Below are 26,139 nucleotides of genomic sequence, written 5' to 3' on the forward strand. Positions count from 1 at the left end.
AGATAGCTGTGCAAAGAAGTACTAGGCTAGGAAAACTACTATGCCAAGAATTTTTGGTTAACTCGCTGTGCTCAAACAATTAAGCAACACTAAGGCCTAGTAGTTTTTCCCACACAAAGTACTTCTAATTGCTCGCTATATGCTTAGTTCACCGTCTATTTATCTTCGCTAAATTATATTTATAATTTATAATAATGGTGAAAGTGAAAAAGTAAAAGAGTTTAGGAAGAAATACTTAAGTTAGTTTGAATATAAGGTGATTTAAACTAATTTAAATTTAAATTGGCAGAGAAAACATCCTTTGCTTTTCACCCTTTCAATATTAACTCTTCACTCTACTTCGGTGAGGTTCTTCCAATAGCGTTTTGGCATCATTCTTTTTTGCAGTTTTGGATTAATTCGCTCATTTATTGTAGTAGATTTAAAATAGCCTTTCCAAAGATCTTGAAAATCATCATTGTAGTTTTTAAGATTATTATAAATTTCTATATCCATTTCTTTTATTTCCCAGGAAATTTTATCGTAAACTGAAGCAATATTCCTTTTTATGTCGTGTATTATCCAATATTCATTACTAAAACGTTCTTGAAAATGTGGAGAGATAATTTCTAAAATATTATTATCGGGCTCAATAGAAGAATATAAAAAATTATTTTTTACAGAAATAAAACGTACAAATCCAGTAAATCTATGACCTTCTAAAGAAACTCGTTTATCAATCATATCTAGCTCCCTTACTTCATCTAAATGTAAATATTTGTGAATATCACTTCCGAGTTTGAATGCAATTTTCAAATATTTAAAACATAGGGCACCTTTATTTTTGTAATTAGATAAGTATAATTTATAAATTTTATTTAATGCTAAAGGATCAATCTTTGAAACAATAGCATTTTTGACTTTGTAATATTTATTTAAATCTGTATTTATGTATTCTATTTCTGAAAGGAGATCGAATTCCAATTCATTTTCTGTAGAAATTGATGCTATTTGCTTTTTACAATAAAAACTATAATAAATTGCAGTTAAGAATCCTTCAAAAGAATCATCATATACAATTTTTAACAAAAAATCACCACCTTTAAAACTCTCCAGTTATAGAAGTTACTTTATCTGTAGGTATAATTATCTTCTTTGGTTCAGGTAATAAAATTCCACTTGATGTTTTAGGGTAAATATCATCAAAGAAATTAAGTTGTTCTGAATTTTGATTTTCTAATTTAGGTTTATCCATATAAAGCAACCTAGTTCTTATTTTTTCTTCATCAAAAGCAACATCTCCATAGTACTTACCTTTGCAAGTTATAAAATATTTTGCTCTTTTTAGGACTATGCCAAGCTTTTTTAAATCTTCAAATGTCAAGGTGTGAACTTTTCTTGTAATTAATATCCTTCTTGCAGAACGCACTCCTATTCCGGGTATTCTAAGAAGTGTATCATAGGAAGCTTTATTTATTTCTATAGGAAAATTCTCTATATTAGATAAAGCCCAAGAGGTCTTAGGATCAAAATTTAAATCAAAGCTATCGTTTTCATCTTTTAAAAGTTCTTTAGCTTTAAAGCCATAAAATCGTAATAGCCAATCTGCTTGATATAATCTATGTTCTCTAACTAATGGAGGATGGATAATATTAGGAAGTGCTTTATCATTTTTTATTACAGGAACATAAGCGGAATAATAAACTCTTTTTAAGTTAAAGCGATTATATAAATTTTCAGATAAATTTAATATTTTATAATCACTTTCAGGAGTTGCACCAACTATAAGTTGTGTACTTTGCCCACCTGGAACAAAAAGTGGTGTTGATTTTATACTTCTCTTTAAATCCTTATTTTCTAAGATAGAATTTTTTATAGTACTCATAGGAGCTAATATATTTTCTTTGCTTTTTTGAGGTGCAAGTAACTTTAAACTTGATGATGAAGGAAGTTCTATATTAACACTCATTCTATCCACATATTTTCCAGCTTCTTTTATTAATGATTCATCAGCACCTGGTATAGCCTTTAAATGAATATATCCATTAAAATTTTCTTCAATTCTTAATTTTTTTACAACACTTAATAATAATTCCATTGTGTAATTTGGAGTTTTGAATATTGCTGAACTTAAAAATAATCCTTCAATATAATTTCTTTTATAAAAGTTAATTGTAAGAGATACAATTTCATCAGGAGTAAACATAGCTCTAGGAACATCCTTTGTAGATGCATTTACACAATATTTACAATTATATATGCAATAGTTAGTTAAAAGTATTTTTAATAGAGAAATACATCTACCATCAGGAGCAAAGCTATGGCAAATACCACTGCTTGCTGCATTTCCTATACCATTATTTGAATTTTTTCTTTTTGATCCTGATGAAGAGCAAGATACATCGTATTTTGCAGCTGCAGAAAGAATATTAAGTTTCTCATCTATATTCATAAATATCACCCTTATTTGAAAGTATTTAAAACTATTATATCGAACAAATGTTCTTATTTCAATATGTAATAAAAATTTATTTAAATATCAAAAAATAATTATAGTTTTAAGTTAAATGTTAAAACCCTATAACAACTTATATAATTTAGTAGTTTATGAATAAGTGAAGGCTAAATGGGATAATATAGAAAGTGATAAAGTCAACGGAGGGATAAATATGTTTACTATTATGGCAATAAAAATAGAACCTAGGGTATCTATTGCACCTACAGTTCAAGAAATATTAACAAAGTATGGATGTATAATTCAAACTAGATTAGGATTACATGAGGCAAGCAAAACTTCTTGTGCAAATTCAGGTCTTATAATCTTAAATTTAATTCATGATGAAAAAGAAGAAATAAATAATTTAAAAGAAGAATTAAATGAATTACATGGAGTAACAGCAAAATTGATTGAAATATAGTTCTTCCTAAAGTATTAGCTACCTTTTAAGTAGTTAATACTTTTTTAGCTAAAATAAAAAGATAAGAGTATTAATATGATGGTGATATAATATACATTACTACTTGGATATTTTTAACTTGCAAATACTTAAATTACCTTTATAATTATTATTGCAAAATAATAACTATTTGAAAATGAAAGGAAGAAATCTAAATGAGAAAATCTATAAAAATTTCTGCATTAATATGCAGTATGATTTTTGTTTTTGCTTTATTTGCAGGATGTCAAAAAAGTGATAGAAAAACTATAAATGTATTAAATTATGGAGAAAATATAGCAGAAGGTATATTAGAAGAATTTGAAGAAAAGTATAATGTAAAAGTTAATTATAAGACTTTTGATGATATGGAAACAATGTATATTGAAGTAGCTTCAGGAAAAACGAAGTGGGATGCTGTTTTAGTAGCAGATTATATGGCTGATAGAATGATTCAAGAAGGATTACTTCAAAAAATTGATAAAGAAAAGATTCCAAACCTAAAGGAAATGAATGAAAGTGATATGGGACAACCTTATGATCCTAATAATGATTATACAGTTCCATATATGAATGGAACAATTGGTATAATATATAATAAAGATTTAGTTACTGAACCAGTCGATAGTTGGGACATAATGTGGAATGAAAAATATAAGAAGCAAATATTTGTTTTAGATGCTCAAAGAGATGCTATAGGAATGGCTCTTAAAAAGCTTGGTTATTCATTAAATACAACAAATGAAAAAGAGCTTGAAGAAGCTAAGAATTTATTAATAGAACAAAAGCCATTGGTATTAAAATATGGTGCTGATGAAGTTAAAGATTTAATGACTTCAGGGGAAGCTTCAATTGCAATGATATGGTCAGGAGAAGGTTTAACTTTAGCTGATGAAAATGAAAACTTAGAATATGTAATTCCAAAAGAAGGAGCAAACTACTGGTTAGATTCATGGGCAATTCCAGCTAATGCAAATGATAAGGAAACTGCAGAAGAGTTTATAAATTTTGTAAGTGGCAAGGATAATGCATATAAAATAGCTGAAGAAATAGGATATACTACTCCAAATAAATTAGCTATGGAAGAGCAGCCAGAAGAAGTTAAAAATAATGAGGGTGCATATATGCCTAAAGAAATTATGGAAAGATGCGAGGTTTATAAATATTTACCACAAGAAAAATTAAGATTATATGAAGATGTTTGGAATGCAGTTAAAGCTGCAAAGTAAGTAGATTTTATGGATTATATAAATTGAATTTAATTATAGAAATAAAATGTAATATTAAAAAGTGTTCTTAAAAAAATATTAATATTGTATTAAGTCAATAGAATAAAGTTTATAGTAATAGTATAATATTAGTAACATCCATTAAAGTTATAGGAGTTGAGTATATTATGGATAAGATTATAGATTTTAATGAGCTAAAAAATAAAGTAAATGATAAAGATATAGATAAATTTGAATCATATATATATTCCTTATATTATGATATGTCTTCTGGGAAATTAAATATGGCAGACTTCACAAAAAAGATGATGGAGTATATGGAAGAAAATAATATATCACAAGATAAGTTTCTAAAAATGCAGACTAAGTTAATGGAGAGATATGGATTTGATGCTTCAGCTATAGAAGATCAATTAAAGTCACTAGGACTTAACAATGTTATTCCAGGTTCAGGAGATATTGAAAAAGTAAGAAAAACAATGAGTTTCCAAGAAAAATATAAGGACAGGATTAAAGTAACAACTGTTAATAATTATATTATAAAAAATGATAAAAATAATGTAGGAATATTAACAGAAGGAGAAAATGTTATTTTAAAAAGTTCAGGTAAAATTGATCTAAATGATTTAGAATTAAATGATTTTTTATGCTCATATAAAAAGGTTATTGATGATAATACATTGAAAATATCTATTTGTGAAGACGTAAAAGAATACGAATACTAAAATTGTTAAAAAAAATCTATTTATTTTGTAGAATTATAGTTTATAATAAATAAGGTGTGATTATAGTCATACCTTATTTTTGTGTAATATATTAATTGAAAATGAAGAAGTGAAAATTATTAATTTTAAAATAGACTTAATAACCAGGAGGATAATTAATGAGCGTTTTAACAGTTAAAGATATGAGTCATGGCTTTGGAGATAGAGCTATTTTTGAAGATGTATCCTTTAGATTATTAAAGGGGGAGCACGTTGGTTTAATTGGAGCTAATGGTGAAGGAAAATCAACATTTATGAATATAGTTACAGATAAACTTATGCCTGATGAAGGAAAGGTTATTTGGTCAAATAACGTTAGAGTTGGATATATGGATCAACATGCAGTTTTAGTGAAAGGACAAAGCATAAGAGATGCTCTAAGAGATGCATTTAAATACTTATTTGATTTAGAAACAGAAATGAATTCTCTTTATGAAAAAATGGGAGACTGTACTCCAGAAGAACTAGAAAAGATGCTTGAAAGAACAGCAGTAATTCAAGATTTACTAGATCATAATGGATTTTACATAATAGATGCAAAGGTAGAGGAAGTAGCAAAAGGTCTTGGACTTTTAGATTTAGGCTTAGATAAAGATGTTGATGATTTATCAGGTGGACAAAGAACTAAAATCTTACTTGGAAAGCTATTACTTCAAAATCCAGATATATTACTTCTAGACGAACCTACTAACTATTTAGATGAAGAGCATATAGAATGGTTAAAGAGATATTTAAACAACTATGAAAATGCATTTATATTAATATCTCACGATATACCATTTTTAAATTCAGTAGTTAACTTAATTTATCATGTTGAAGAAAGAAAACTAACAAGATATGTTGGTGACTATTATGAGTTTAAGAGACTATATGATGAAAATAAAAAGAGATTAGAAGCAGCATATGAGAAGCAACAAAAAGAAATAGCTAGACTAGAAGATTTCGTTGCAAGAAATAAAGCAAATGTTGCGACTGCTAATATGGCTAAATCAAGACAAAAGAAACTTGATAAAATGGAAGTAATAGAACTTTCAAAAGAAAAACCAAAACCAGAATTCAACTTTAAAGTAGCAAGAACATCAGGAAAAATTATATTTGAAACTAAAGATTTAGTAATAGGGTATGATTCACCTCTTACAAAGCCATTAAATCTTTATATGGAAAGAGGACAAAAAATAGCTTTAGTAGGAGCAAATGGACTGGGTAAATCTACATTATTAAAAAGCTTGCTTGGAAAAGTGCAACCTTTAAGTGGAGAAGTTCATTTAGGAGATTACCAACATATAGGTTACTTTGAGCAAGAAGATAGAAGTGGAAATACAAACACATGTATAGAAGAAGTGTGGCAAGAGTTCCCAAGCAAAACACAATACGAAATAAGAGATGCCCTTGCTAAATGTGGATTAACAACAAAACAATTAGAATCAAAAATAATGGTATTATCAGGTGGAGAAGCTGCAAAGGTTAGATTATGTAAGATATTAAATACAGAAACTAACATACTAATCCTAGATGAGCCTACAAACCATTTAGATGTAGATGCAAAAGATGAATTGAAAAGAGCATTAAAAGAATATAAAGGTTCAATTTTACTTGTATCACACGAACCTGAGTTTTATAGAGATGTTGTGACTGAGATATGGAACTGTGAGGATTGGACAACAAAAATAATATAACGACAACCTAATTGATAGTTAATAGAAATAGCTTAAACAGTAATGTTTAAGCTGTTTTTTTACATAAATATAAAAAAGAAATTTTGATATAACTTTGAGAAGGATATTTATGATATACTAATAATGGACAATCTACCATACATAAAAATTTATGAGTTTAGAGAAGATATCACAAGAACGTTTTAATAAGGTTTGTGACTTATATTTTAGTTGGAAGTCCTTAAATAGTGGAATAAAAGAAAATTATTCAAGAGGAGTTAATCTTCCAGAAGCAATAACAGAACCAGTATGTTGCTATGTAAATGGATTTTTATTAAGTTTAGGTGAAGGGTCAGAAGATGCAGTTGATCCTAATAATAATAATCAAATACAAGTTAAAGCAACAAGCAATTGGGATAGAGATTTAACAAGTTTTGGGCCAAGAAGTCATTTTTCAGAACTACATTTTGTTAGATTAAATCAATCAGAGGATAAAATGTATTTGTATAATATACCTATTGACGACTTAAAGGATGTTAAAGTGAATGTAAATGAAACTTTTGAAGAGCAACAAGCTGATAATAGAAGACCAAGATTTTGTATTATAGATAAATATATAAAACCTTTTGATATAAGGCCATATGCAATAGTGGATTTAAAGCAAAAGGTTGTAGAAGTAATAGAGTTAATAACAAATTAATAAGTAAAGGGGGATATGTGTGGTGATTGTTCTCACATATTTCCCTTTACTTATTTGCGGCGTGCTGCTAATATATAAATATAAAGTTTTTAGGAGGACAATAAATGAATAATAAAAATTATACAGCAATATCTTTATTTGCAGGAGTTGGTGGAATTTGTTTAGGATTCATGAAAAATGGAGTGGACATAGTATTTGCAAATGATATAGATAAAAACGCTTGTAAAACTTATGGAGCAAATTTTAAACATGGAATAACAGAGGCACCGATAGAAGAAGTTAAAACAGATGATATTCCTGATGCGGATATGGTTATATTTGGATTCCCTTGTACAAGTTTTTCAATTGCTGGATATCAAAAAGGCTTTGAGGATGAAAGGTCAGGACATTTATTTTTTGAAGCATTAAGAATAATAAAAGCTAAGCAACCAAAAGCATTTTTATTAGAGAATGTAAAAAATCTTGTTGGTCATGATAAGGGAAATACTTTTAAGGTTATAACAGAAGCATTAGAAGATGCAGGGTATTATTTTAGATACCAAGTTTTGAATAGTATGGAATATGGAAATGTACCTCAAAATAGAGAACGTATATATGTTGTTGGTTTTAAAGATAAAGAACAGTGTGATAAATTTTACTTTCCTGAACCAATAGCATTAACTACAAAGATTGAAGATATAACAAAGCCTAATGAAAAAAAGGAACAAAAGTATTATTATGAAAATAGTAAGTATTATCCGATGTTAAAAGAAGCAATGAATAGTAAAGAGACAGTATATCAACTTCGTAGAGTTTATGTTAGGGAGAATAAAAAAAATGTATGCCCTACATTAACAGCAAATATGGGGACTGGTGGACATAATGTTCCGTTGATAATAGATGATTTTGGGATAAGAAAGTTAACCCCAAAGGAATGTTTTATGTTACAAGGTTTTCCTAGGGATTATAAATTGCCAGAAGGTGTTGCGAATGGACAATTATATAAACAAGCAGGAAATAGTGTAACAGTAACAGTGATAGAAAGAATTGCAAAAAATATGATAAATGCAATGAATGAAACTAAGTAAAATATTATAGCAAATAATGTAAAATTATATTGCTAAATACATAATGGATATAAAGTTATATGTTAGTGGAGTTAAGGCTTGTGAAAACGCAAGCTTTTTTCTATTAAGATAAACTTTCATGATTTAAAAAGCTATATAATGTAAATATAATTAAAGTTTTTAAGGTTGGAAAGGGGAAATAAAATTGAACTTAGATAAAACACTTACATCTTCAGTTTATGTAGTATATAAAAATAAGGTATTGTTGCATAGACATAAAAAGTATAATACTCTATTTCCATTAGGTGGTCATATGGAAGTAGATGAAGTACCTCATGAAACAGCTATAAGAGAGGTTAAGGAAGAGTCAGGATTAGATGTGATACTATATAATGAGGACAAATATTTAGAGTTAGGTAGAGTGAAACAATTACATAGACCAATGCATGTATTGTTAGAAAATATAGGGCATGAAGTAGAAAATATAGATTTTATATATTTTGCAACTTCTAATTGTGATATATTAAAACCAATTATCGGAGAGAGTAAGGAATTTCATTGGTTATCAAAAAATGATATAGAAACTAGTAATGAGATAAAACCTCATGTAAAGCAAATGGCACTAGACGCGTTGAATAAATTATGTAAATAAAAAGTAGGGGGGATTGGCAATGTATTCAAAGGGAGAGGTTATAGATTATTTGTGGCAGTACTCAAAATATTATGGTGATTTATTGGGGTTTTGCGATATAATTTCAGATGAAGTAAATCCACATAGTGCTTTAATAAATTTATTTAACATAACAGAAATGGTATTTAAAAGTAAAGTAGATAACTATGACATAAATTTTTATAGCTCAATTGAAAAACTTGAAAAAGAAGGATATTTGACAAAAATAGAAAGCAATTTTTTAAATGATAAGGAAAATGGAATAAGGGGGTATAGAAATAAGTTCGCACATGCAAATTTAATTAGATATAGTTTAATATTTGAAGATGATCCAGGTGTAGTATATCCAATAACTGAGTATTCAACTTGTGAGAAATTATATAATATCATATCTCCAATTTTATATAATTTGATTTTAAAAGTAGCATTTAATCATTTATATTCAAATCACGATATTACATTAGATAATGAAATAGATAAAATAAAGATAGATATTAAAGAGATATCTCCAGAAGAAATATTAAGGGGAAAAGGGATGGAGGATCTTATAAATACATCAGAATGGTCACAAATGCCTGAATCTACAAGATATAGATTAGCAGAAGATAGTGGAGATGTATATGTTTATTGCAGTATCTTTAAAGAATTATTTAAGGATAAAATAGTGAAATAAATTTTGAAGTTCATTTTTAAAACTTTTACTTTATGCGTGTACCTTTGAAAGTAGCTTTATATAATATAAATATAAATCATAAAACAAAAGGAAAAACGGAGGTAATTAAAATGAGTAAAATTCAAAGTTTACAAAGAATAGGACAGTTATCAAAACAGGATATAAAGGTATTATTATCATTTATTTTTCCAGAGGAATGGTTATTTAGTATAGGCGATATAGTTAGTGGATCTGGTGGTATTGATGGAATATTAGAAGAATCTAGATTAAGACATGAAATAGGTCCAAAGGTTAGTGAAATTATAAATGAAATGTATGCTAGAAAAGAGATTTTAAAAGAGTAGTTAAACGCTACTTTTTTTATTTAGTAATATATTATTTGTAATTTGTAAATTTGATGAGGTAAATAATTAAAAACGTTCTATCTAAATTAAACAATGTAGTATTTACAAAATATGTTATAATTAATTAATAATTTAAATGATATGTAGCAGTTAACTATGTGAATAAAAAAGAATATATAGTATACATGCAGATTGCAATTAGGGGGGGATGAAAATATGGGAATAACTAATTTTGACTTTTTTAATGATAATCATAAGGTATGGTTGAGAAGCTTTTGTGAATATTTCAATTTAAATATAAAAGAGGTAGATAATTATTTTAAATGTATTGATATAGATAGATTAACAGCTGATATTATTATAGCTGATTTAGGAATTAATTTGAATTTATATGATAGTTCAAAGGTTAAAATTGTGTGTAGGCATATGACTACTACAACAGAAACAGGAGTGAAAAATTTTAAAGAAAAGGGATTACTAGATTTAAAGAGAATGCTACAGTTAGATACTCCACTTTCTGAATTTTTGACTAAACATAGAATTTGGGTAGACGTTGATCGAAAATATATAAGGGTTGATAATAAGATATATCCTATATTAGCATATGGAGATTCTTGTGACGAGTGTTTTATGAATAGAAGTGTTAAATGTACTGGATATTCAAAATGTGATTTGAGAAAAAAAATAGAACATCTAGCATTAAAACTATATAAATATGGAGCAACCGTTGAATGTTTTATAAATGCTACCCTTGAAGGTATGGAGAGATATTCTACGATTAACAGATGCCCAGAAATATTAGATACATTGGATAATATTTATTCAAAGATATATGATTATTCTTCAACTGGATATATGTTATGTAATGATTGGTTAAAGGAGAATAGAAGGTGTTATATTATAGAATATACATCAAAACTTTCTGATATGGAAACATTTGCGCCAATAGATTACATTGGTTCATTTAGATCATATAGCAAATGTATATTAAATAGTGGATATGATTATGATGATTATATAGAAAAAAAGATACCACAACGAGTTTTTGATAATATGATATTTATACAATGGTTTATTTCGATATATTTCTATGATTCAGAAAAATTAGGTTCACTTTTACCTAATAAATATGTACGAGCTGATAAAATAAAAGTAATGGAAGTGAAAAATGGAGAACTTGAATATATAGATTGATATAGTATAAGTAATAAGTTCTATTAGACAATGAAGATGTTAATGGAATCAATATTTTCTAAATTTTAATACAAGTGAATAAAGCAAATAGGTAGGAAAGGTTACATGTTTCTATGTAACCATTTCTAAATCTACTATTATGCTTACGCGTATTTGGGTTCCATTTATTAAGCGCTTTGTATCTATTATTTTGAAGTTAAGTTCTTCGAGATATGACTTTAAAGTGGTCTATTTACAAGGTTCATCATTATAACTAGGAATATTTAATTCTTTACTTAATAAAAGTTTATCGCCTTTAGTCAATGGTTTATTAATCCACGAATAATAATTAAATTCAGATAGTATTTTTTCGATTTTAGGTGTAATATACATATTATTCTCCTTTCATATTAATAGGGGGACAAAACTTGAAGTCAAAAAAGTCAATCGGGACATTCGTAATAATCGGAACCCCACCTGTTCTAGATCTCCTCCCTATATTTTAGTGTTATTTATAAGGGGGGATATAATAAAACTATTACCAAGGACTACTCTAAGATGATTTTTATAATTTTATTTGAATTTTTCAGTTTATTTTATTAATAACAACAATTCTAATCATATTCCTAGAATAATTTTATATAAAATATCATTCAAATAGTTATCATAATATTGGTATGAATAGATACAAAATAATAGCTAAATAGTAGAGTAGTAAAATCATAATATAATCTATATAAATTGTAATAAACATATAATAAATTAATTGTTAAATTAAATTAGTACTCTACTTAAGCTAAAGAAATATATCAGATAAAATAAATCAAATAACAAAATAAATTAGATTCAACTATTATAATTAATATTTATTATCTATACAAAGTAAACAAAGAATAGATTAACTATAGTTATCATTGTTATATATCTATGTATACCCATATGGGTACCACAACCACATATAAAGCTTATATCTGTATTAAATATATAAATGTATGCATATATAGGATATAAGCTTTATATGTGAGATATGGGCTTATTTGAGTATACATATGATATTACATCAGTTTATAAAGCTTTAGTCGTTTATGTAGTAAGTCCATATTTACTGGAATATCTAACTCTCTTACTTCTGCCATAGTTCCCATATATGCAGGCTCTTTATCTAATATAGATACTTCAAATAATTCCATATCTAAAATAGTCCTTTTCACAAAGTTACCTACTGATTCAAACTTATCTTTTAAAGCCCTAAATCCAAAGCTCATACCTTGAATAGCACCATCTTTTATGGCTTCATATAGTCCTTTTTCTGATTCTTTAAGAGTAGCATATAAATACACGCCATCTTCTTCGGCTCGTAATTCTATTTTTTCCGCTAATTCAAAATATGGCTTATGATTATAGTAAAATTTCACGTCAGGATTGGCTTCTAAGGCTTTTTGGAATACGTCTCTAGGTATTTGTTCTCTAAACTTGCCATTACGTCCACGTAATTCCTTTGACAGGCCATAATTATTCACTCTGCAAACAATAGAAAGAGAGCCATTTTCAATCTCTCTAAGTTCCAATTTATTAAACTGTTTTTCCATCATCAGCGTCCCCCTTATTTTCGTCAATTTGCTCTTGTTGTGATCCAGATATAACCTGTCCATTTTCAATATTGATAGCTGAAGCCATATTTGGAATTACTAATCTAGAATCTTTCATTAACATTATCTTTCCTTGAGAAATTGATAAAAATTCTTCTTCTGAGTCTAATAAAAAAGCGTTTTCATCGAGTCTTAATCTTGCTTCGTTGATCGTTAATAACCCTTTATCAACTGCTAATGCAATAGATTCTATTCTTTCTTTTTCTGTTGCTCTATCTACCATTTCACAATCAAATTTAAACATCATATTTTTAGATTTTTCTTCGCTAGTTAATAATTGAGTAGTTAGTGAACTTTCTATACAGCTAACTATAGGGGATATACAGTATTTAAGATATTCAGAATCTGATTTAAGATCATATAGATTAAACAATCTTTGTACATCTGCAACAAATTCTTTTTTATTTTCAATGCTTTGAATATTATTTAGATTAATATCTAAAGATTTATAATCTAAACCTTCCTCGAGTATTATTGTTTTGGCAGCATTACGTGAACCAGAATATAGATTTTTCCAACTTTCACGCATTCTATCAATAGTAGTTTGTGTCAATCTTCCTTCTGCTTTTAAATAGCCACTAGGTAAACTAATATTTTTAAGAGCTGCTTCTAAAGCTTCATCATGTTGTTGCATTAATTCAAGTAACTTATTTGAGTTTAAAATTCCCTTATTACCAGAATCTATAATCAATAGATTATAAGCATTTTCCTTTAATACTCTGTTGTTAAGTGTAAAATTAATATATTTTGCTTCTATAGTTCCATGTGCATTAATAATATCTTGCTCCGTAACACTCTTAAAGTCTATTGGCCATAGAGATTTAATTTTTCCACTTTTTCTCTCGATGAATGAGTAACTTTTACCATAGAGTACCAGATCACTAACTACTCTGTGCTTATAGTTATAAGCAGTTTGATACTCATTATTTTCTATATTTAACAAGTATAATCTTATATCATCATTTATTATTGTATTTTTGAATTGATCTTTTAACATAAGATCTATTGGAAGTGAAGCTACTGTTCCACATATTTTTTGTATAGATTCAGCTACCACTGGTATTTTTAAAACATTACCTTCATTAATAAAAACTCTATTTGAAAATAAAGACTCAATAGTAGCATTATATGATCGCTCTTCTACTGATTCTTTATTATTAAATATATTTAAAAATCTCATTATTAATCTCTCTCCTTAAAGTAAAAAAAGGAGGTACACAACCTATATTCAGTTATGCACCTCGAAATTTTATATTATTATGTTTTCAAATTATTAAAAAAGATAAAAAAATAAAGCCTACTTAGATTTCGAAGCGGCTTTTAATACTCTTACAGCATCTGGATTTGTTACAGCCATATCTCCATAGAAATCGCATATAAATCCTATTTGGCCAGTAGTAGCATATAATTCATTTAACACTTGTATTTGTGAGTTTTGAGATAGTTTTAATGTTAATGCTTGTCCTACATTAGCTAATACTACACAATCAACGGAATCAGTTATAACAACAGGTAAACCTAAGAATTTATATACTGGAGTTTGATTAGCAACATCTAAAGCTAAGTATGGTTGTTTATTAGCGTTCATCATTTTAGATAATTCTTTAAAAGTTTCTCTATTTACGAACCATTTTGAACCATTTAAATATATTGGATTCATATCAGTTAAGACTTCCATCATGTTTTCTAAAGTAACATTTCCATTTATTAATTTTCCACCAGTTATTAAACCTTTAGTTAAATGCTTCTCTGTACCATCAGCAACAAAGGCTTCGTGTTCAAGCTTATTGGCAACAGCTTGTGATACCTTTTCTGATATATAATTAATACCAACTATAGGGGAATTGTGTAATACATTCTTTGACACAGTAGTAACTACAGATATTCTTTTATCTTTTAATACAACTTTTGTAAAGTTAGATAAATCTTTTGGTTGAGCATCTTCAGTTTCTCCTAATACTTCAGCCATTAATGGGGCACCTTCTTGCAATACTGCATAATCACCTGTATAAGTTACTTTATTAGCTTCTGCTACAACTTGAGATTTTTCTTCTAATTTTCTAACTATATCAGAAGCTAATCCTTCTGGTACTGTATTACTATGTGTAGATGTTGTTATAGCTCTTAATTCTTCTTCATAATTTCTTACTTCAATTTGTTTTTCCATTTCTAGTTCTCCTTTGTTTTGTAATTTTTTTATAGTTTCATTTAAAGTTCTTAATTCATTTTCTTTAGCCTCATAAACTGCATTTTCTTCCGATGTAAGTGATCTAACTTCTCTTTGGCAATCTTCAAGCATTGAATCAAGCTCTTGTATTAGTAAATTCTTTTTTTCTAAAAGTCTTTTCATGATTAAATTTCTCCTTTAGTTAATTTAGGGTATAAAAAAAGAGTTAACCTAAATTTGGTTAACTCATATAAATTCTTATTTAATAAATATTTTGCTTGGGTCTAATTTTAGAAATATTGATACGGAAATCAATAAATCTTTACTATAAATGTTTTCAAAAAGTAATCTTCTAATAGAACGAGAACTATATTCTAATTCGTAGGCAATGTTATTAATTGCATATGATAGATTTTTGGTTCCATAATATTTTAATAGCGTTTCTACTAAGTAGCCCGAATTTACTTTCATAATTATTCAGCTCCTTTATTAATTTAGTTATTATTATTTAATTGACATCATATGTCAAAGTTTAGGCATAAAAAAATAAAGCGATCTAATTAAGACCGCTTTATAAGGAAAAAAAATATTTAGTTTAAAATAATTGAAAGTGTTTAAATTATTAAACTTATTTTAAAAGAATTAACGTAAGAAAGTTATTAAACAATATTTAAGTAACAATTAATGAAGAAGTATTGCTACTTTAACTTTGATTAAATATCGTTCTTATGTGATGCAAAATGATACTAAACTTAATTATTCTTAACTGATAAACAACTAAAAAATAATCTAATCTAATATAATATAATTTCGCAAGCGCAAGGGCAATATAGGCAACCCTTACAATATATAATATAAAGAACTTAGTATATATATAATAGCTAAACCTTTAATTTAAGGGGTCTGAGTGTACTTTGTGATTTTTAAATATATAATCATAAATATGATGAAGATTTAAAGCGCAAAGGAGAAATTATGATGAATAAACTAAAAAAATATGTAAGTGATGTAATCAGTGTTGATATAGTGAAGACATTAGAAAAAGGGAAAAATTATTTAATTGGTTCTGAAATGGGGAGTGGTAAAAATTATTGGTGTAGAAATATATTACTACCATATACATTGGATAATAATAAGAAAACTTTAATATTATCACATAGAAAAATAAATAGAGATCAACAAAATAGATATTTAGAAGAATATAAATGGGAATGTATAAGAAGATTTCAAGGGGGAATGTTTGAATTAATTACATATCAACAACTAGAGAATAGAATAAAAAGAAAAGATTATGAGTGGCTTAATCAATTTGAGTATATAGTTGCTGATGAAGCTCATTATTTTACTAAAGATAGTTCTATTAATAGCAAGACAATATTGTCGTTTGATTGGTTAAATAATAATGAAAATGCTGTTAAAATATTAATGACTGGGACTTATGAAAGCTTATTTTATTTACCATTTGATAGTAAAATAGAAGTTCTAAAAGAAGCTGATTATTATAATAATAATGTTGAAAGTTTATTAAGATATGAAGAGAGAGAAACGGCTTTAAGTGTTGTTGAGGAAAGGGTTAAGAAGAAAGAGAAGGTTCTAATATTTCATAATAATAAAGAGAAATTAGCTGAATTTGATAGCATGTTAACTTGTCCTTCTCAAATGCTTCATTCAGACAATAAAGCAGATTCAGAAGAATATGATTTAATAGTCAATAACCAAAAATTTTATTGTTCAGTATTAAACACTACGTCTTTAATGACCGAAGGAGCAGAAATATTTGATGATAAAGTTAAAACAATAATTATAGATGGAATTTCGGAATTAGATAAATTTGTTCAAGCTCCAGCAAGAGTTAGAGATGGTAAGGTAAATGTTTTTTATAAGAGAGTAACTCCGAGACAAATTATGTATAAAGTAAAATCCTTAGAAAAACAATTATTTTATTATGATGAATTTGAAAGACTTGGAGAAATAGAATTTGTAAAAGAATATGGAATAGATGTAATAGGTAAAAGTATGAAGGCCTTCTATTTAGACACTGTTATAGATTCATTAAGTGGGCAAGAGTATACTAAACTTGATATACATACAACTAATTTAGCAAATATGCAATATCAACTTGATTGTTACAATGAAATGTTAGAATACGGATTTGAAGCTATGCTAAAAAAATATTATCCTAATATTGCTTATGTTGACTATGAAGAGTTAAAAAGACAAGAATATATTAAAGCTGATATAATAGATAATTATATCGGTAAGAAAATATTTAAAGAAGATCAGCAAATACTAATTAATGTAATAGCTGAAAAGTTTGGACTTCGTGCAAAAAATGGCACTAAAAAATTAGGATTAAAAACTATTAATGGATATTTTGAAGATAATAAGATTCCATATGTATTAGATAGTAATAAAGAATCTAGTGGACTAATGAGAAATAAACAATACTGGTTATTAAAAAAGATATCTTAAAATTCAAAATTTACGCTCCAAATTAGTGGGTTTAATATATATAATATAGATTCCACTAATTTGGAGCATTTTAAGATATATATAACTTAATTTACAAAAAATAATCAACTTAATTTTAAATAATACAATTGAGAATGCTATCTTAGTAAATAATAAGCTTATATTCAAGTTTTAATAGATAGATAGTATAAATCTAATTAAAGAATAAAAAAATCAGATATGGCTTGTTCTGGCGAGGTTGATGTATAATATTTAGTAAGAGGTGATTGGAATGGACCATATGTCTATGATAAAAATGGAATTACATTTTCCTTATATAATAGGGACGTTTGAAAATAGAGAAAGATATCGTTATGATATTAGAGAAATGGTACCTGAAAGACCAGAATACAAACAACTTTTAAATGAAGAGTATTTTTACAAAGCTGAGTTATCTCCTGGCGGATGGGGAATAAGTTGGGATGATTTTGTAGATATGCATGCAGATGGAGTTGCTAATTTTGGTGAGAGGATAGAGTAGTTAATAACTACTCTTATTTTTTTTATTTAAATTTATGATAAACAATGCTTTTAGCTAAAATACTTAAATATTAATGTGAAAAGAAGTAACTATTTGAAAAATAGAAATAGCAGATGTTTTTAAAGGTATAGTTTTAAATTTAAAGAAAGATAATATAGATATTAAGTAAAACAAAGGATAAGGTGAAATAAAGTGATAAAAAAAGAAATAGAAGAAGTTATTAAATACTATAGTGGTGAAAATAGTTTTACTATTGATATAGAGATTGATTTAATTAAAGGTAACAAAAGAGAGACAATAAGAAAAGTTTTTAATAAAGAAGAAGAAGTTACTATTACAGTAAAAATCAAATCAAATTCCAATGAGAAAAATGAACAAGTAGGAAAGGAAGATGACTTCTGGAATGAAATGTTAAATATGTAATAAAAGAGAACTAATGATTCGCAGTCATTAGTTCTCAACTTGTAAATCTATATTTTTATAAAATTTGTCGAGTTGGTGCTCGCCCTTGCTTTACGTAATTATATCATATATTTACTATAGAAAATAGAGAAAAAATAAAGTTTTAGACTTTGGAAAGTGTACTATAGGAATAACAATTATATAATATAAATATAGCAGTAATATATGATAATAGAGGTGCAAATAATGAATAAAAATTTAGATGTACTTAGAAAGTATTTAGGATTAAAAAAGAAGGAATTTCATTATCTTTTAATTGATAATGAAATAATTGATCTCTATGGAAAACCACTTGTGAATTTTATTAGAAGAGAAACTAAATACATTGAATCGAATAGTGGTATAAGTAGAAAAACTAATTATTTTACTTCTGATTTAGGGATTAATGTTTTGAAATCAAAATTAGACATGTAACATAGTAATTTAAATAAGGTAGAATTGATCTACCTTATTTTTTATCATATACAGAGCCACAACAATCTGTATCATATTTTAAAATAAAATGCGTATAAATGCCTATGCTTATATTTAAAATAAGATTTGGATTAAATTAACACCATACATATGTATATGGATCATTTTCTTTATAGTATGCCTTTAAATCACAATCACACATTTTATCTTTAATTGCTGTAGTAGAATCTTTAAAACCAGGAGTTGTATCCTTTTCATAAATCTTTAGTATTTTCTTACCACAAATAGGACAATCAATTAGAGTATAATTTGTATAACCATTATTATCTTCATAATCTTTATATACTTTTCCATTATAGTCTATTCCATTTTCTGATTCATGATATCCAGTAAGTTGCTGAGTGTATAAATTTTTAATACCGCCCATATTAAATCCTCCCAATAATTGTATTTTATATAATTATATCATATTTAATGTATGGTATAATAAAACAAATAATAATTATATTAACATGGTGATGGGTGGGATTTCTTATACCAGAGTGATTTTAAATATAAAATTACGATTTAATAAATTGGAGGATAATATGGCAGAAAAGAGAAAATGCATTTTTTGCGATGGAACGAAATTAAGCAGAGAACATATTTTTGCTCAGTGGCTATTGAAAGAACTTGATATATATGATGATAATGTTACAATGAGTCACTCAAGTGTTATTGGCAAGCCAGTATCTAATAGAAAGCATCCTTTTTCAAAATTAGTAAATGGACTAGTATGTGAGAAGTGTAATAATGGTTGGATGAGTCAATTGGAGGGGGGATGTCAAAATCATATTATTAATCTTATGAAGATGAATGAGATTGAAAGTGAATTAAAATTTCTTGAAGGGCATCATGATACTGTTGCAAAATGGGCTTTTAAGAATGCTATTCTTTTAAATAATGCTACTAATTATAGACAACTCGTCCCTGATGATCACTATTCTGATCTCTATTCTGGAGGTATTCCAGAAGGTGTATTTATAGATTTAGCTTTTTGTAAAAGTGAGTCTAAAATAGAATGGAGACAAACTCCTGGGGGCTTACTTATAAAGGATAAAGATATACCTTTTAATCCTAATGTGATAAGGTATCTAATTACATTTCAAATTGAGAGATTACTAATCAAAGTAGCATTTTATAAAAGCTCAGATAATGTGTTTTATGAAGATGAGGGAGCAATTCGAATATTCCCACAGTTTGGTGGATATGGAACACCTAAATTATTTGATAATATTGATGAATTTGATATTAATGGTGTTATACATGAATACCGAGATATAAAGAAATAATATTAATGAATTTCAATTTGTGAAGTAGTTAACACTACTTCTTTTTTTATAGAATAAAATTATGATTTTATTTATATATAAGGTGTACTAATAAATTTAAAAGCCTTTGAATTTAGAATAATCTAAGTTCTTTTTTGTTTAAATAGAAATGAAATAGGGGCTATGCTTTTACTTTGTAATTATAGTTTTATATTTTTAATATTGTATTTTTAATGTTATATTTTTATTTTGAAACTTTCTTTCATACCTACGAAGATTTAATTCATACCTATGAAAAAATATTTATCAGGTATGAAAAATATTTTCCAAGGTATAAAAAAATGCTTACAACTTAGATAAAGCACGACATAATGATTAATATAATTGAAAGGAAGTGAAAAAATGTTACTATATGACTTAGAAGAAGAAAGACATAAGAAAAAGAAAGACTATACTAAAGATACATTTTATACGCCAGTAACAAATAAGTTTATGAGAGAAAGTAAACTAAACTTACAAGAGAAAGCATTTTATATTTACCTTAGGGGATTTGGCGATAAGTGTTTTCAGAATCAAGCTATAATTTGTAAGGAGTTAGGTATAACTAGACCTACTTTAAGAAAATTAATGATATCTTTAGAAGAAAAGAAATACATATATGTACAACGAAAATTTGGCATAAAAACAAAAGAGAAAGCTACTCCAGTCATTCACACTATACCACTAGACACAAATGATGGAAGTAATCCCTCTCAATATGTAGATGCTCTCTTGGATTATTTGAAAACAACATATCCAAGTGATTATTAAAAGTATAATTTAATTTATGAAGTAAATCAAGGTTAGTATTAAAATGTACTAGCCTTTTTACTATGGAATAAATTTCTTAATAGTCAAAAGTGAACTTTAATAATCAAATTTATATAATAGAAATGAGAAGATTTTTAGCTAGAAAGCTTCAAAATTAATTTTTTGGAGGAGAATAGAGTGGAAATAAAAAGGGAGAACAATTTAATAAGAGTTTACAATGAAGGTATTTTAATAATAGAAGAAACAAGTTATACTAATGTCATATTAACTATCAATAAATTAAAAAATATTATTCAAGATGTATATCAACTTAATATTCTTAATCAAATTTTGAGAATTATAGAGTTAAGTGAGGTAGCATAATGAATAATATAGCTTGTTATATAAGAGTTTCAACAGATAAAGAGGATCAACAAAAGTCATTAGAGCAACAAAGGATTTTACTGCAGGATCAGTTTAAAAATAGTAATATAACTATGTATGCTGATACAGGAACGGGTACAAGTTTTAATAGAAAAGGCTTTAAACAATTACTATTTGATTGTGGGTTAAACGAGAAAAAACTTAAAGATGGAAGATTAACATTCGAAGTAGACCAAACAAGAGATCCTTTAGTTAAAGAAATAGTTGTTTTAAATACAAGTAGATTTGCACGTAATATTGCTATAATAGATATTTTAAGAATTTTATGGGATTATAAAAAGGTAAATGTAAAATTTTTAGATGTTCAAAAAGATAGTAACAATCCTAGTGATATGATATTGCTTCAAATGTTCTTTGCAATGGCCGAAAATGAGGTTGCTGAAACTTCAAAGAGAACAAAAAGAGGAAATCAAACATCAATTATACAAAATAGAATAAGAAATAATAGTATCTTTGGATGGGATTTTAAAAGAGAAACCAATTCTTTAATTATTAATGAAGAAGAAGCAAAAGTTGTTAGATTTATATTTGAAACTTCATTAACTAATGGATTGAAGAAAACTGCAAAAATAGTTAATGAAAAAGGATATAGAACTAAAAAAGGTATGCTTTGGACTGATAGTACCATTAAAACTTTAATAGTTAATCCAAAATATAAAGGATATAATGTTAGAAATAAATTTAATAGTGTTAACTTATTTACTGAAAGTAAAGTCAAATATGTTAAGAAAGAAGATTGGATAGTTCAAAAATCAGATAGGATTGAGCCAATAGTATCAGAAGAATTGTGGGAAAAAGTACAACAGTCATTAGCTAATAGGTGTAAGGCTGGAAATAAAGGTCAAAATGCAAGAATATATGATACTAGGGGTAAAATCAAATGTAGTTGTGGCGCAAATTATATAAGATGTGTTACTACAAAAGTGGCAGATAAGCCACAAAGTCAACATTATCTTATATGTGGTAATAAAAAGAAATATGGTAAAGATTATTGTAATGTTGAAAATATTACAGTAGGAATGCTAGATAAATATATAGAGGAACAGAGAAAGGTTTACTATAAAAATATTCAGCTTCAAATACAAGTAAAAATAGTTCAGCTACAATCTCAATTAGAAAATATGAATAATGGGGAAGTATTCAATCTTAGGGATAAGGAAAATAAATTAGAAGTATTAAAAGGAAAATTAGAAAAACTTATTGATACTTTTATATCTTCATCAGAAACTATGCAAAAGGTTGTAGAAAAGAAAATAAAAGAATTAGAAAGTCAAATAAATAGATTAGAAAGCGATATAGTTGATAGTAAATCTAAAAACTTTGATCAAGATAAATTTAGAAGAGATACTAATAATAAAATAAACAAATTAAAAGAGGAATTAAAAATATCTAGCAATAAGGAATTAACGAGAGCAGAGTGGTTAGATAGGGTTAATAGTATATTAATAGAAAGTAAGAATAGCTTTAAGACAACATACAATCTTGATTAATTTTTTTAATTAGTCGGTTGTCGTTAAGGTGTAAAAGGTGGACGCTAAAATTGGTATAGTAAAATTTTACAAGAGTTAGTGTTACTGCTAACTCTTTTTTGCTATACTTAAGTAAATATAATTAGGTATGAAAGGATAATTGATAATATGAGTATAAGAATAATTCCTATTAATGAAAAAGACAGATATGATTTATTGAAGTTTGAAATTGATAATAGAAGTTTTTTCGAGGAGAGTTGCATATCTAGAGGAGATAAATATTATGAAGAAGATAACTTTAAAGAAATACTAAAGGAGTTAATTAAAGAGCAAGAACAGGGAATACATTACATGTATTTAATAAAGGATAATAATGACGAGATTGTAGGAAGAATAAATCTAGTGGAGATTATTAGGGGAAATATGAATAAGGCTGAGTTGGGGTATAGAATAGCGAAAGCTCATAATGGAAAAGGTTATGGAAAGAAGGCAGTAGAACTTATTTTAGGAGAAGCTTTGAATATTCACAAACTTCATAGAATAGAGGCTGGGACAGCTATAGAAAACATAGCATCTCAAAAAGTATTAGAATTTAGTGGATTTAGAAAGGTTGGAATATACAATAAGTGTATATATGTAAATGGGAAATGGAATGATAGTGTTATTTATGAAGTAGTATTGGACTAGATGATTGAGAGTTGGTACAAGTTTGAATAGTTTTGGGTTGTCATAAAGGTATGATGGATAGACGCTGAAAATCATATAGTAGTTCCAAAAAAAGAGTTAGTATTTCACTAACTCTTTTCGATATATAGAAAGTGTGGTGTAATTATATGAAGGAAGGTTTTACAAACCTTGATTATTTGAAGATTGGAAACATGAAACAACAAATGGTTTTCAAATTATTAAATAGTACACATATATTTAATACTCTTGAAAAGTATAATCCCATTTTAGTAGGAACTATACCTATAGGGATTGATATAGATAGTAGTGATTTAGATATTATATGTGAAGTTTATAACTTAAAAGAATTTGAGATATTGATGAAAGATAAATTTTCAAATTTTAATGAATTTAAGATAAATAAAGTAAATGATGAAATTTTAACAGTTAATTTTCTTATACATAATTTTGAAATAGAAGTATATGCACAAAATATAAAAACTACAGATCAAAATGGATATAGACACATGATAATTGAAAATAGAATTTTAAGTTTATGTGAAGAATTAGTGAGACAAAAAATTATTCAGTTAAAGAAAGATGGATATAAGACTGAGCCAGCATTTGCTAAACTTTTAAACTTGCAAGGAAATCCATACGATGAATTATTAAAATTTGAAAAGTTAAATGATGAGGAAATAAGAGAGCTATTAGATATTACTATAGAGAAATAATAAGTATTAGTAAGAGCATAACTTATAGAGAATTAGAAATTAAGAGTAGAATGATATTTAAAGTTGTGTACAATCTTGATTAATTTTTTTATTATTAGATTGTCATAAAGTTAGGATAAAGGGACAACAAAAATAGTCTAATGACAACCTAATAGACATTAATAAGAAAGTAGCTCCAAGCCTTTATAATATTAAGGTTTGGAGCTTTATTGATATTATGTAACAACCTTTAACATTTTATAACTTACGTATAATGGAGTTTGGGGGTTATAAATTAATATAAACTTTTATAAATAAGTGAATAGAAATAATTAGAGTATAGCTAGCATAGAGAAATAAAGCAAAAACAATAAACCAATTTAATACTAATTAAACTGGTTAGATAGTAAAAGGTATATACAAAATTCGCATAATAATATAATTAACTTGACAGGAAGAAGGAGGAAATATGATGAAAAAGAAATTTTTATTGTTAATTATGTCTATTTGTATTTTATCAACAAGTTTAATAGCATTTGGTAAAATAGAGAAGGAACAAGGGGTAAAGTAGAAGATAATTATTCAGAAAATTATGAATCTAAGGACAATAAATCGGATAATGATAAAGATATAGGAGATAGCAAAGCAAAGGATAGTTCATCCAATGTAAAAGGCAATGTAGCTGATTTAGAAGATTATACAGTAATAGTTGATGTGGAAGAAGGAATTGATTATAAAAAAGGCGATTATTCAGAGGTGGATTTTGCGGTTCAATTATTAAAAGACTTTTTTGCAGGAAAAAATATTGATAATAGGATAATAAGTGATAATTATGATTATAGTGAGTTAATACCTATTACAGCTGAAGATAAAGCAAAATTACAAAAAAAGTTAGAGATTACCAGATTAGAACTTGAGGTTACTGATGGAAAGAATATTAATGTAGAGCCTTTAAAAATAGAAAAAAGCATATTATTAACTAAGGAGGCTAATTGTGAGTTAAGTATTGAATTAATGCTAACGCCAGAAGGCAGTGAGAATGCATATTCAAATATGTATGGTGTAGTTATATATAAAATTGATGGCGACTATAAAGGTAAAATATTTTAAAATGATATTATGTTTTAGAAAAGGTATATAAATTATAAAAAATTAAGAGATTAAAGGTAAATAAGAGGTTATAAAACTAACACATACTTTGTTTCGTAAAGATAATATAGGTAGAATTGATTTACTGAAAGACAAAGAAAATAATAATTACAAAGACTTATAAGTTAACTTGAAATTGTATATGATAAATGGATAAGTAAAATATTATAGTAAAGTTTTAAAAGAGTTAGTGTAGCTTCTAACTCTTTTTTGATGTAATTGACATATAGCAATTGTTAAATCTTAAAAACTAATATATTGAATAATAGATCATAATATATATGCTATGTTAGTATGTGAAATTATAGCTTATGGAATGTAAAAGAGGAGCAATGAAAATTGAGTTTAATAAATTAATACCAGAATTATCTGTGATAAATATAGAAGAGTCTAAGAAATTCTATATAGATATTTTAGGCTTTAAACTAGAATATAAAAGATTAGAAGATAAATTTGCATTTTTATCATTAGGAGATATATAAATAATGATAGAAGAGGGAAATGGATATTTATTAAGATTTTGTATGCATAAGTAGCTTAGTAAAATACTATTTACAAATAAGGATTAAAATTAAAGCTGTATGTATATTAATGGGTTGTCCCACTATCATTTGGTGAGACAACCTTTTCTTTATATCAAATATAATGACGTGGATTAATAGAGTAAAATTTATATAAATAATATACAACTATTGAATAATAATTAACTTGCTAATATATTTTATAACTGCTAATATAATATTAAC

Annotated in this window: 29 protein-coding genes; 22 read left to right on the top strand and 7 right to left on the bottom strand. The window is 26.6% G+C overall.

Features of this window, described 5'->3' with window-relative positions; all coding sequences use genetic code 11:
- Nucleotides 1–330 precede the first annotated feature (330 nt).
- The gene (locus tag J7M87_RS10105) at nucleotides 331–1,068 is read right to left on the bottom strand and encodes a TIGR03915 family putative DNA repair protein (protein ID WP_291650933.1); all 738 of its coding nucleotides are present in this window, start codon (nucleotides 1,066–1,068) and stop codon (nucleotides 331–333) included.
- A 13-nt stretch (nucleotides 1,069–1,081) separates the two neighbouring features.
- Nucleotides 1,082–2,431, bottom strand: coding sequence for a putative DNA modification/repair radical SAM protein (locus J7M87_RS10110; protein ID WP_291650934.1), 1,350 nt, complete (start codon nucleotides 2,429–2,431; stop codon nucleotides 1,082–1,084).
- A 217-nt stretch (nucleotides 2,432–2,648) separates the two neighbouring features.
- On the opposite strand from J7M87_RS10110, the gene J7M87_RS10115 reads away from it, so the two are divergent.
- The 10 genes from J7M87_RS10115 to J7M87_RS10160 all read left to right on the top strand — a co-directional run bounded on the left by J7M87_RS10115 (nucleotide 2,649) and on the right by J7M87_RS10160 (nucleotide 11,190).
- Nucleotides 2,649–2,897 (top strand): hypothetical protein, encoded by a 249-nt coding sequence (locus J7M87_RS10115; protein ID WP_291650935.1) that lies wholly within the window; start codon nucleotides 2,649–2,651, stop codon nucleotides 2,895–2,897.
- Between the two features lie 194 nt (nucleotides 2,898–3,091).
- Nucleotides 3,092–4,144 (top strand): spermidine/putrescine ABC transporter substrate-binding protein, encoded by a 1,053-nt coding sequence (locus tag J7M87_RS10120; protein ID WP_291650936.1) that lies wholly within the window; start codon nucleotides 3,092–3,094, stop codon nucleotides 4,142–4,144.
- Between the two features lie 167 nt (nucleotides 4,145–4,311).
- The gene (locus tag J7M87_RS10125) at nucleotides 4,312–4,869 is read left to right on the top strand and encodes a DUF3867 domain-containing protein (RefSeq protein WP_291650937.1); all 558 of its coding nucleotides are present in this window, start codon (nucleotides 4,312–4,314) and stop codon (nucleotides 4,867–4,869) included.
- A 158-nt stretch (nucleotides 4,870–5,027) separates the two neighbouring features.
- Nucleotides 5,028–6,584 carry a ribosomal protection-like ABC-F family protein gene (gene abc-f / locus J7M87_RS10130; RefSeq protein ID WP_291650938.1) on the top strand — a complete coding sequence of 519 codons (1,557 nt, stop codon included), beginning with the start codon at nucleotides 5,028–5,030 and terminating at the stop codon, nucleotides 6,582–6,584.
- 151 nt (nucleotides 6,585–6,735) lie between these two features.
- Entirely contained in the window at nucleotides 6,736–7,263 is a 528-nt protein-coding gene (locus J7M87_RS10135; protein ID WP_291650939.1) for a Bsp6I family type II restriction endonuclease, read from the top strand.
- Between the two features lie 104 nt (nucleotides 7,264–7,367).
- A complete protein-coding gene (locus J7M87_RS10140; RefSeq protein WP_291650940.1) occupies nucleotides 7,368–8,330 on the top strand; it encodes a DNA cytosine methyltransferase in 963 nt (320 codons plus the stop codon).
- A 184-nt stretch (nucleotides 8,331–8,514) separates the two neighbouring features.
- The gene (locus J7M87_RS10145) at nucleotides 8,515–8,961 is read left to right on the top strand and encodes an NUDIX domain-containing protein (protein ID WP_291650941.1); all 447 of its coding nucleotides are present in this window, start codon (nucleotides 8,515–8,517) and stop codon (nucleotides 8,959–8,961) included.
- Between the two features lie 19 nt (nucleotides 8,962–8,980).
- Nucleotides 8,981–9,652 carry a hypothetical protein gene (locus tag J7M87_RS10150; RefSeq protein ID WP_291650942.1) on the top strand — a complete coding sequence of 224 codons (672 nt, stop codon included), beginning with the start codon at nucleotides 8,981–8,983 and terminating at the stop codon, nucleotides 9,650–9,652.
- 110 nt (nucleotides 9,653–9,762) lie between these two features.
- A complete protein-coding gene (locus J7M87_RS10155; RefSeq protein WP_291650943.1) occupies nucleotides 9,763–9,996 on the top strand; it encodes a hypothetical protein in 234 nt (77 codons plus the stop codon).
- A 216-nt stretch (nucleotides 9,997–10,212) separates the two neighbouring features.
- Nucleotides 10,213–11,190 carry a hypothetical protein gene (locus J7M87_RS10160; protein WP_291650944.1) on the top strand — a complete coding sequence of 326 codons (978 nt, stop codon included), beginning with the start codon at nucleotides 10,213–10,215 and terminating at the stop codon, nucleotides 11,188–11,190.
- Between the two features lie 228 nt (nucleotides 11,191–11,418).
- On the opposite strand, the gene J7M87_RS10165 is transcribed toward J7M87_RS10160, so the two are convergent.
- The 4 genes from J7M87_RS10165 to J7M87_RS10180 all read right to left on the bottom strand — a co-directional run bounded on the left by J7M87_RS10165 (nucleotide 11,419) and on the right by J7M87_RS10180 (nucleotide 15,168).
- The gene (locus J7M87_RS10165; protein WP_291650945.1) at nucleotides 11,419–11,562 is read right to left on the bottom strand and encodes a hypothetical protein; all 144 of its coding nucleotides are present in this window, start codon (nucleotides 11,560–11,562) and stop codon (nucleotides 11,419–11,421) included.
- Between the two features lie 662 nt (nucleotides 11,563–12,224).
- Nucleotides 12,225–12,758 (bottom strand): HK97 family phage prohead protease, encoded by a 534-nt coding sequence (locus J7M87_RS10170; protein ID WP_291650946.1) that lies wholly within the window; start codon nucleotides 12,756–12,758, stop codon nucleotides 12,225–12,227.
- Nucleotides 12,742–13,998, bottom strand: coding sequence for a phage portal protein (locus tag J7M87_RS10175; protein ID WP_291650947.1), 1,257 nt, complete (start codon nucleotides 13,996–13,998; stop codon nucleotides 12,742–12,744). The genes J7M87_RS10170 and J7M87_RS10175 overlap by 17 nt, the downstream gene beginning before the upstream one ends.
- A gap of 117 nt (nucleotides 13,999–14,115) precedes the next feature.
- A complete protein-coding gene (locus J7M87_RS10180; protein ID WP_291650948.1) occupies nucleotides 14,116–15,168 on the bottom strand; it encodes a phage major capsid protein in 1,053 nt (350 codons plus the stop codon).
- A gap of 795 nt (nucleotides 15,169–15,963) precedes the next feature.
- On the opposite strand from J7M87_RS10180, the gene J7M87_RS10185 reads away from it, so the two are divergent.
- The 4 genes from J7M87_RS10185 (at nucleotide 15,964) to J7M87_RS10200 (ending at nucleotide 18,853) form a co-directional block, all read left to right on the top strand.
- The gene (locus J7M87_RS10185; protein WP_291650949.1) at nucleotides 15,964–17,457 is read left to right on the top strand and encodes a DEAD/DEAH box helicase family protein; all 1,494 of its coding nucleotides are present in this window, start codon (nucleotides 15,964–15,966) and stop codon (nucleotides 17,455–17,457) included.
- Nucleotides 17,458–17,728: 271 nt separating this feature from the next.
- A complete protein-coding gene (locus J7M87_RS10190; RefSeq protein ID WP_291650950.1) occupies nucleotides 17,729–17,977 on the top strand; it encodes a DUF2442 domain-containing protein in 249 nt (82 codons plus the stop codon).
- 192 nt (nucleotides 17,978–18,169) lie between these two features.
- A complete protein-coding gene (locus J7M87_RS10195; RefSeq protein WP_291650951.1) occupies nucleotides 18,170–18,400 on the top strand; it encodes a hypothetical protein in 231 nt (76 codons plus the stop codon).
- Nucleotides 18,401–18,625: 225 nt separating this feature from the next.
- On the top strand, nucleotides 18,626–18,853 hold the full coding sequence (locus J7M87_RS10200) for a hypothetical protein (RefSeq protein ID WP_291650952.1): 228 nt from the start codon (nucleotides 18,626–18,628) through the stop codon (nucleotides 18,851–18,853).
- Between the two features lie 136 nt (nucleotides 18,854–18,989).
- On the opposite strand, the gene J7M87_RS10205 is transcribed toward J7M87_RS10200, so the two are convergent.
- Nucleotides 18,990–19,280 carry a hypothetical protein gene (locus tag J7M87_RS10205; RefSeq protein ID WP_291650953.1) on the bottom strand — a complete coding sequence of 97 codons (291 nt, stop codon included), beginning with the start codon at nucleotides 19,278–19,280 and terminating at the stop codon, nucleotides 18,990–18,992.
- Between the two features lie 160 nt (nucleotides 19,281–19,440).
- On the opposite strand from J7M87_RS10205, the gene J7M87_RS10210 reads away from it, so the two are divergent.
- The 8 genes from J7M87_RS10210 to J7M87_RS10245 all read left to right on the top strand — a co-directional run bounded on the left by J7M87_RS10210 (nucleotide 19,441) and on the right by J7M87_RS10245 (nucleotide 25,875).
- Nucleotides 19,441–20,184 carry a hypothetical protein gene (locus tag J7M87_RS10210; protein WP_291650954.1) on the top strand — a complete coding sequence of 248 codons (744 nt, stop codon included), beginning with the start codon at nucleotides 19,441–19,443 and terminating at the stop codon, nucleotides 20,182–20,184.
- Nucleotides 20,185–20,565: 381 nt separating this feature from the next.
- On the top strand, nucleotides 20,566–20,973 hold the full coding sequence (locus J7M87_RS10215) for a hypothetical protein (protein ID WP_291650955.1): 408 nt from the start codon (nucleotides 20,566–20,568) through the stop codon (nucleotides 20,971–20,973).
- Nucleotides 20,974–21,150: 177 nt separating this feature from the next.
- Entirely contained in the window at nucleotides 21,151–21,336 is a 186-nt protein-coding gene (locus J7M87_RS10220; protein WP_291650956.1) for a hypothetical protein, read from the top strand.
- A complete protein-coding gene (locus tag J7M87_RS10225; protein ID WP_291650957.1) occupies nucleotides 21,336–22,886 on the top strand; it encodes a recombinase family protein in 1,551 nt (516 codons plus the stop codon). Before J7M87_RS10220 ends, J7M87_RS10225 begins: the two co-directional genes overlap by 1 nt.
- Nucleotides 22,887–23,033: 147 nt before the next feature.
- Nucleotides 23,034–23,552: a GNAT family protein gene (locus tag J7M87_RS10230; protein ID WP_291650958.1), complete on the top strand. Its 519-nt coding sequence runs from the start codon at nucleotides 23,034–23,036 to the stop codon at nucleotides 23,550–23,552.
- A gap of 146 nt (nucleotides 23,553–23,698) precedes the next feature.
- Nucleotides 23,699–24,265, top strand: a complete 567-nt coding sequence (locus tag J7M87_RS10235) for a DUF4269 domain-containing protein (protein WP_291650959.1) — start codon at nucleotides 23,699–23,701, stop codon at nucleotides 24,263–24,265.
- A 693-nt stretch (nucleotides 24,266–24,958) separates the two neighbouring features.
- Nucleotides 24,959–25,354 carry a hypothetical protein gene (locus tag J7M87_RS10240; RefSeq protein WP_291650960.1) on the top strand — a complete coding sequence of 132 codons (396 nt, stop codon included), beginning with the start codon at nucleotides 24,959–24,961 and terminating at the stop codon, nucleotides 25,352–25,354.
- A gap of 371 nt (nucleotides 25,355–25,725) precedes the next feature.
- On the top strand, nucleotides 25,726–25,875 hold the full coding sequence (locus tag J7M87_RS10245; RefSeq protein WP_291650961.1) for a hypothetical protein: 150 nt from the start codon (nucleotides 25,726–25,728) through the stop codon (nucleotides 25,873–25,875).
- Nucleotides 25,876–26,139 lie beyond the last annotated feature (264 nt).

The organism is Clostridium sp. (assembly GCF_017888565.1).
GTDB lineage: Bacteria > Bacillota > Clostridia > Clostridiales > Clostridiaceae > Clostridium.

Excerpts from the sequence above, each read along its gene's own strand:
- J7M87_RS10225 (WP_291650957.1), top strand. The coding sequence starts at position 21,336 with ATGAATAATATAGCTTGTTATATAAGAGTTTCAACAGATAAAGAGGAT.
- J7M87_RS10110 (WP_291650934.1), bottom strand. The coding sequence starts at position 2,431 with ATGAATATAGATGAGAAACTTAATATTCTTTCTGCAGCTGCAAAATAC.
- J7M87_RS10155 (WP_291650943.1), top strand. The coding sequence starts at position 9,763 with ATGAGTAAAATTCAAAGTTTACAAAGAATAGGACAGTTATCAAAACAG.
- J7M87_RS10120 (WP_291650936.1), top strand. The coding sequence starts at position 3,092 with ATGAGAAAATCTATAAAAATTTCTGCATTAATATGCAGTATGATTTTT.
- J7M87_RS10205 (WP_291650953.1), bottom strand. The coding sequence starts at position 19,280 with ATGGGCGGTATTAAAAATTTATACACTCAGCAACTTACTGGATATCAT.
- J7M87_RS10165 (WP_291650945.1), bottom strand. The coding sequence starts at position 11,562 with ATGTATATTACACCTAAAATCGAAAAAATACTATCTGAATTTAATTAT.
- J7M87_RS10175 (WP_291650947.1), bottom strand. The coding sequence starts at position 13,998 with ATGAGATTTTTAAATATATTTAATAATAAAGAATCAGTAGAAGAGCGA.
- J7M87_RS10210 (WP_291650954.1), top strand. The coding sequence starts at position 19,441 with ATGGCAGAAAAGAGAAAATGCATTTTTTGCGATGGAACGAAATTAAGC.
- J7M87_RS10115 (WP_291650935.1), top strand. The coding sequence starts at position 2,649 with ATGTTTACTATTATGGCAATAAAAATAGAACCTAGGGTATCTATTGCA.
- J7M87_RS10160 (WP_291650944.1), top strand. The coding sequence starts at position 10,213 with ATGGGAATAACTAATTTTGACTTTTTTAATGATAATCATAAGGTATGG.
- abc-f (WP_291650938.1), top strand. The coding sequence starts at position 5,028 with ATGAGCGTTTTAACAGTTAAAGATATGAGTCATGGCTTTGGAGATAGA.
- J7M87_RS10215 (WP_291650955.1), top strand. The coding sequence starts at position 20,566 with ATGTTACTATATGACTTAGAAGAAGAAAGACATAAGAAAAAGAAAGAC.
- J7M87_RS10245 (WP_291650961.1), top strand. The coding sequence starts at position 25,726 with ATGAAAATTGAGTTTAATAAATTAATACCAGAATTATCTGTGATAAAT.
- J7M87_RS10150 (WP_291650942.1), top strand. The coding sequence starts at position 8,981 with ATGTATTCAAAGGGAGAGGTTATAGATTATTTGTGGCAGTACTCAAAA.
- J7M87_RS10180 (WP_291650948.1), bottom strand. The coding sequence starts at position 15,168 with ATGAAAAGACTTTTAGAAAAAAAGAATTTACTAATACAAGAGCTTGAT.
- J7M87_RS10135 (WP_291650939.1), top strand. The coding sequence starts at position 6,736 with ATGAGTTTAGAGAAGATATCACAAGAACGTTTTAATAAGGTTTGTGAC.
- J7M87_RS10235 (WP_291650959.1), top strand. The coding sequence starts at position 23,699 with ATGAAGGAAGGTTTTACAAACCTTGATTATTTGAAGATTGGAAACATG.
- J7M87_RS10190 (WP_291650950.1), top strand. The coding sequence starts at position 17,729 with ATGGACCATATGTCTATGATAAAAATGGAATTACATTTTCCTTATATA.
- J7M87_RS10230 (WP_291650958.1), top strand. The coding sequence starts at position 23,034 with ATGAGTATAAGAATAATTCCTATTAATGAAAAAGACAGATATGATTTA.
- J7M87_RS10140 (WP_291650940.1), top strand. The coding sequence starts at position 7,368 with ATGAATAATAAAAATTATACAGCAATATCTTTATTTGCAGGAGTTGGT.
- J7M87_RS10200 (WP_291650952.1), top strand. The coding sequence starts at position 18,626 with ATGAATAAAAATTTAGATGTACTTAGAAAGTATTTAGGATTAAAAAAG.
- J7M87_RS10185 (WP_291650949.1), top strand. The coding sequence starts at position 15,964 with ATGAATAAACTAAAAAAATATGTAAGTGATGTAATCAGTGTTGATATA.
- J7M87_RS10170 (WP_291650946.1), bottom strand. The coding sequence starts at position 12,758 with ATGGAAAAACAGTTTAATAAATTGGAACTTAGAGAGATTGAAAATGGC.
- J7M87_RS10125 (WP_291650937.1), top strand. The coding sequence starts at position 4,312 with ATGGATAAGATTATAGATTTTAATGAGCTAAAAAATAAAGTAAATGAT.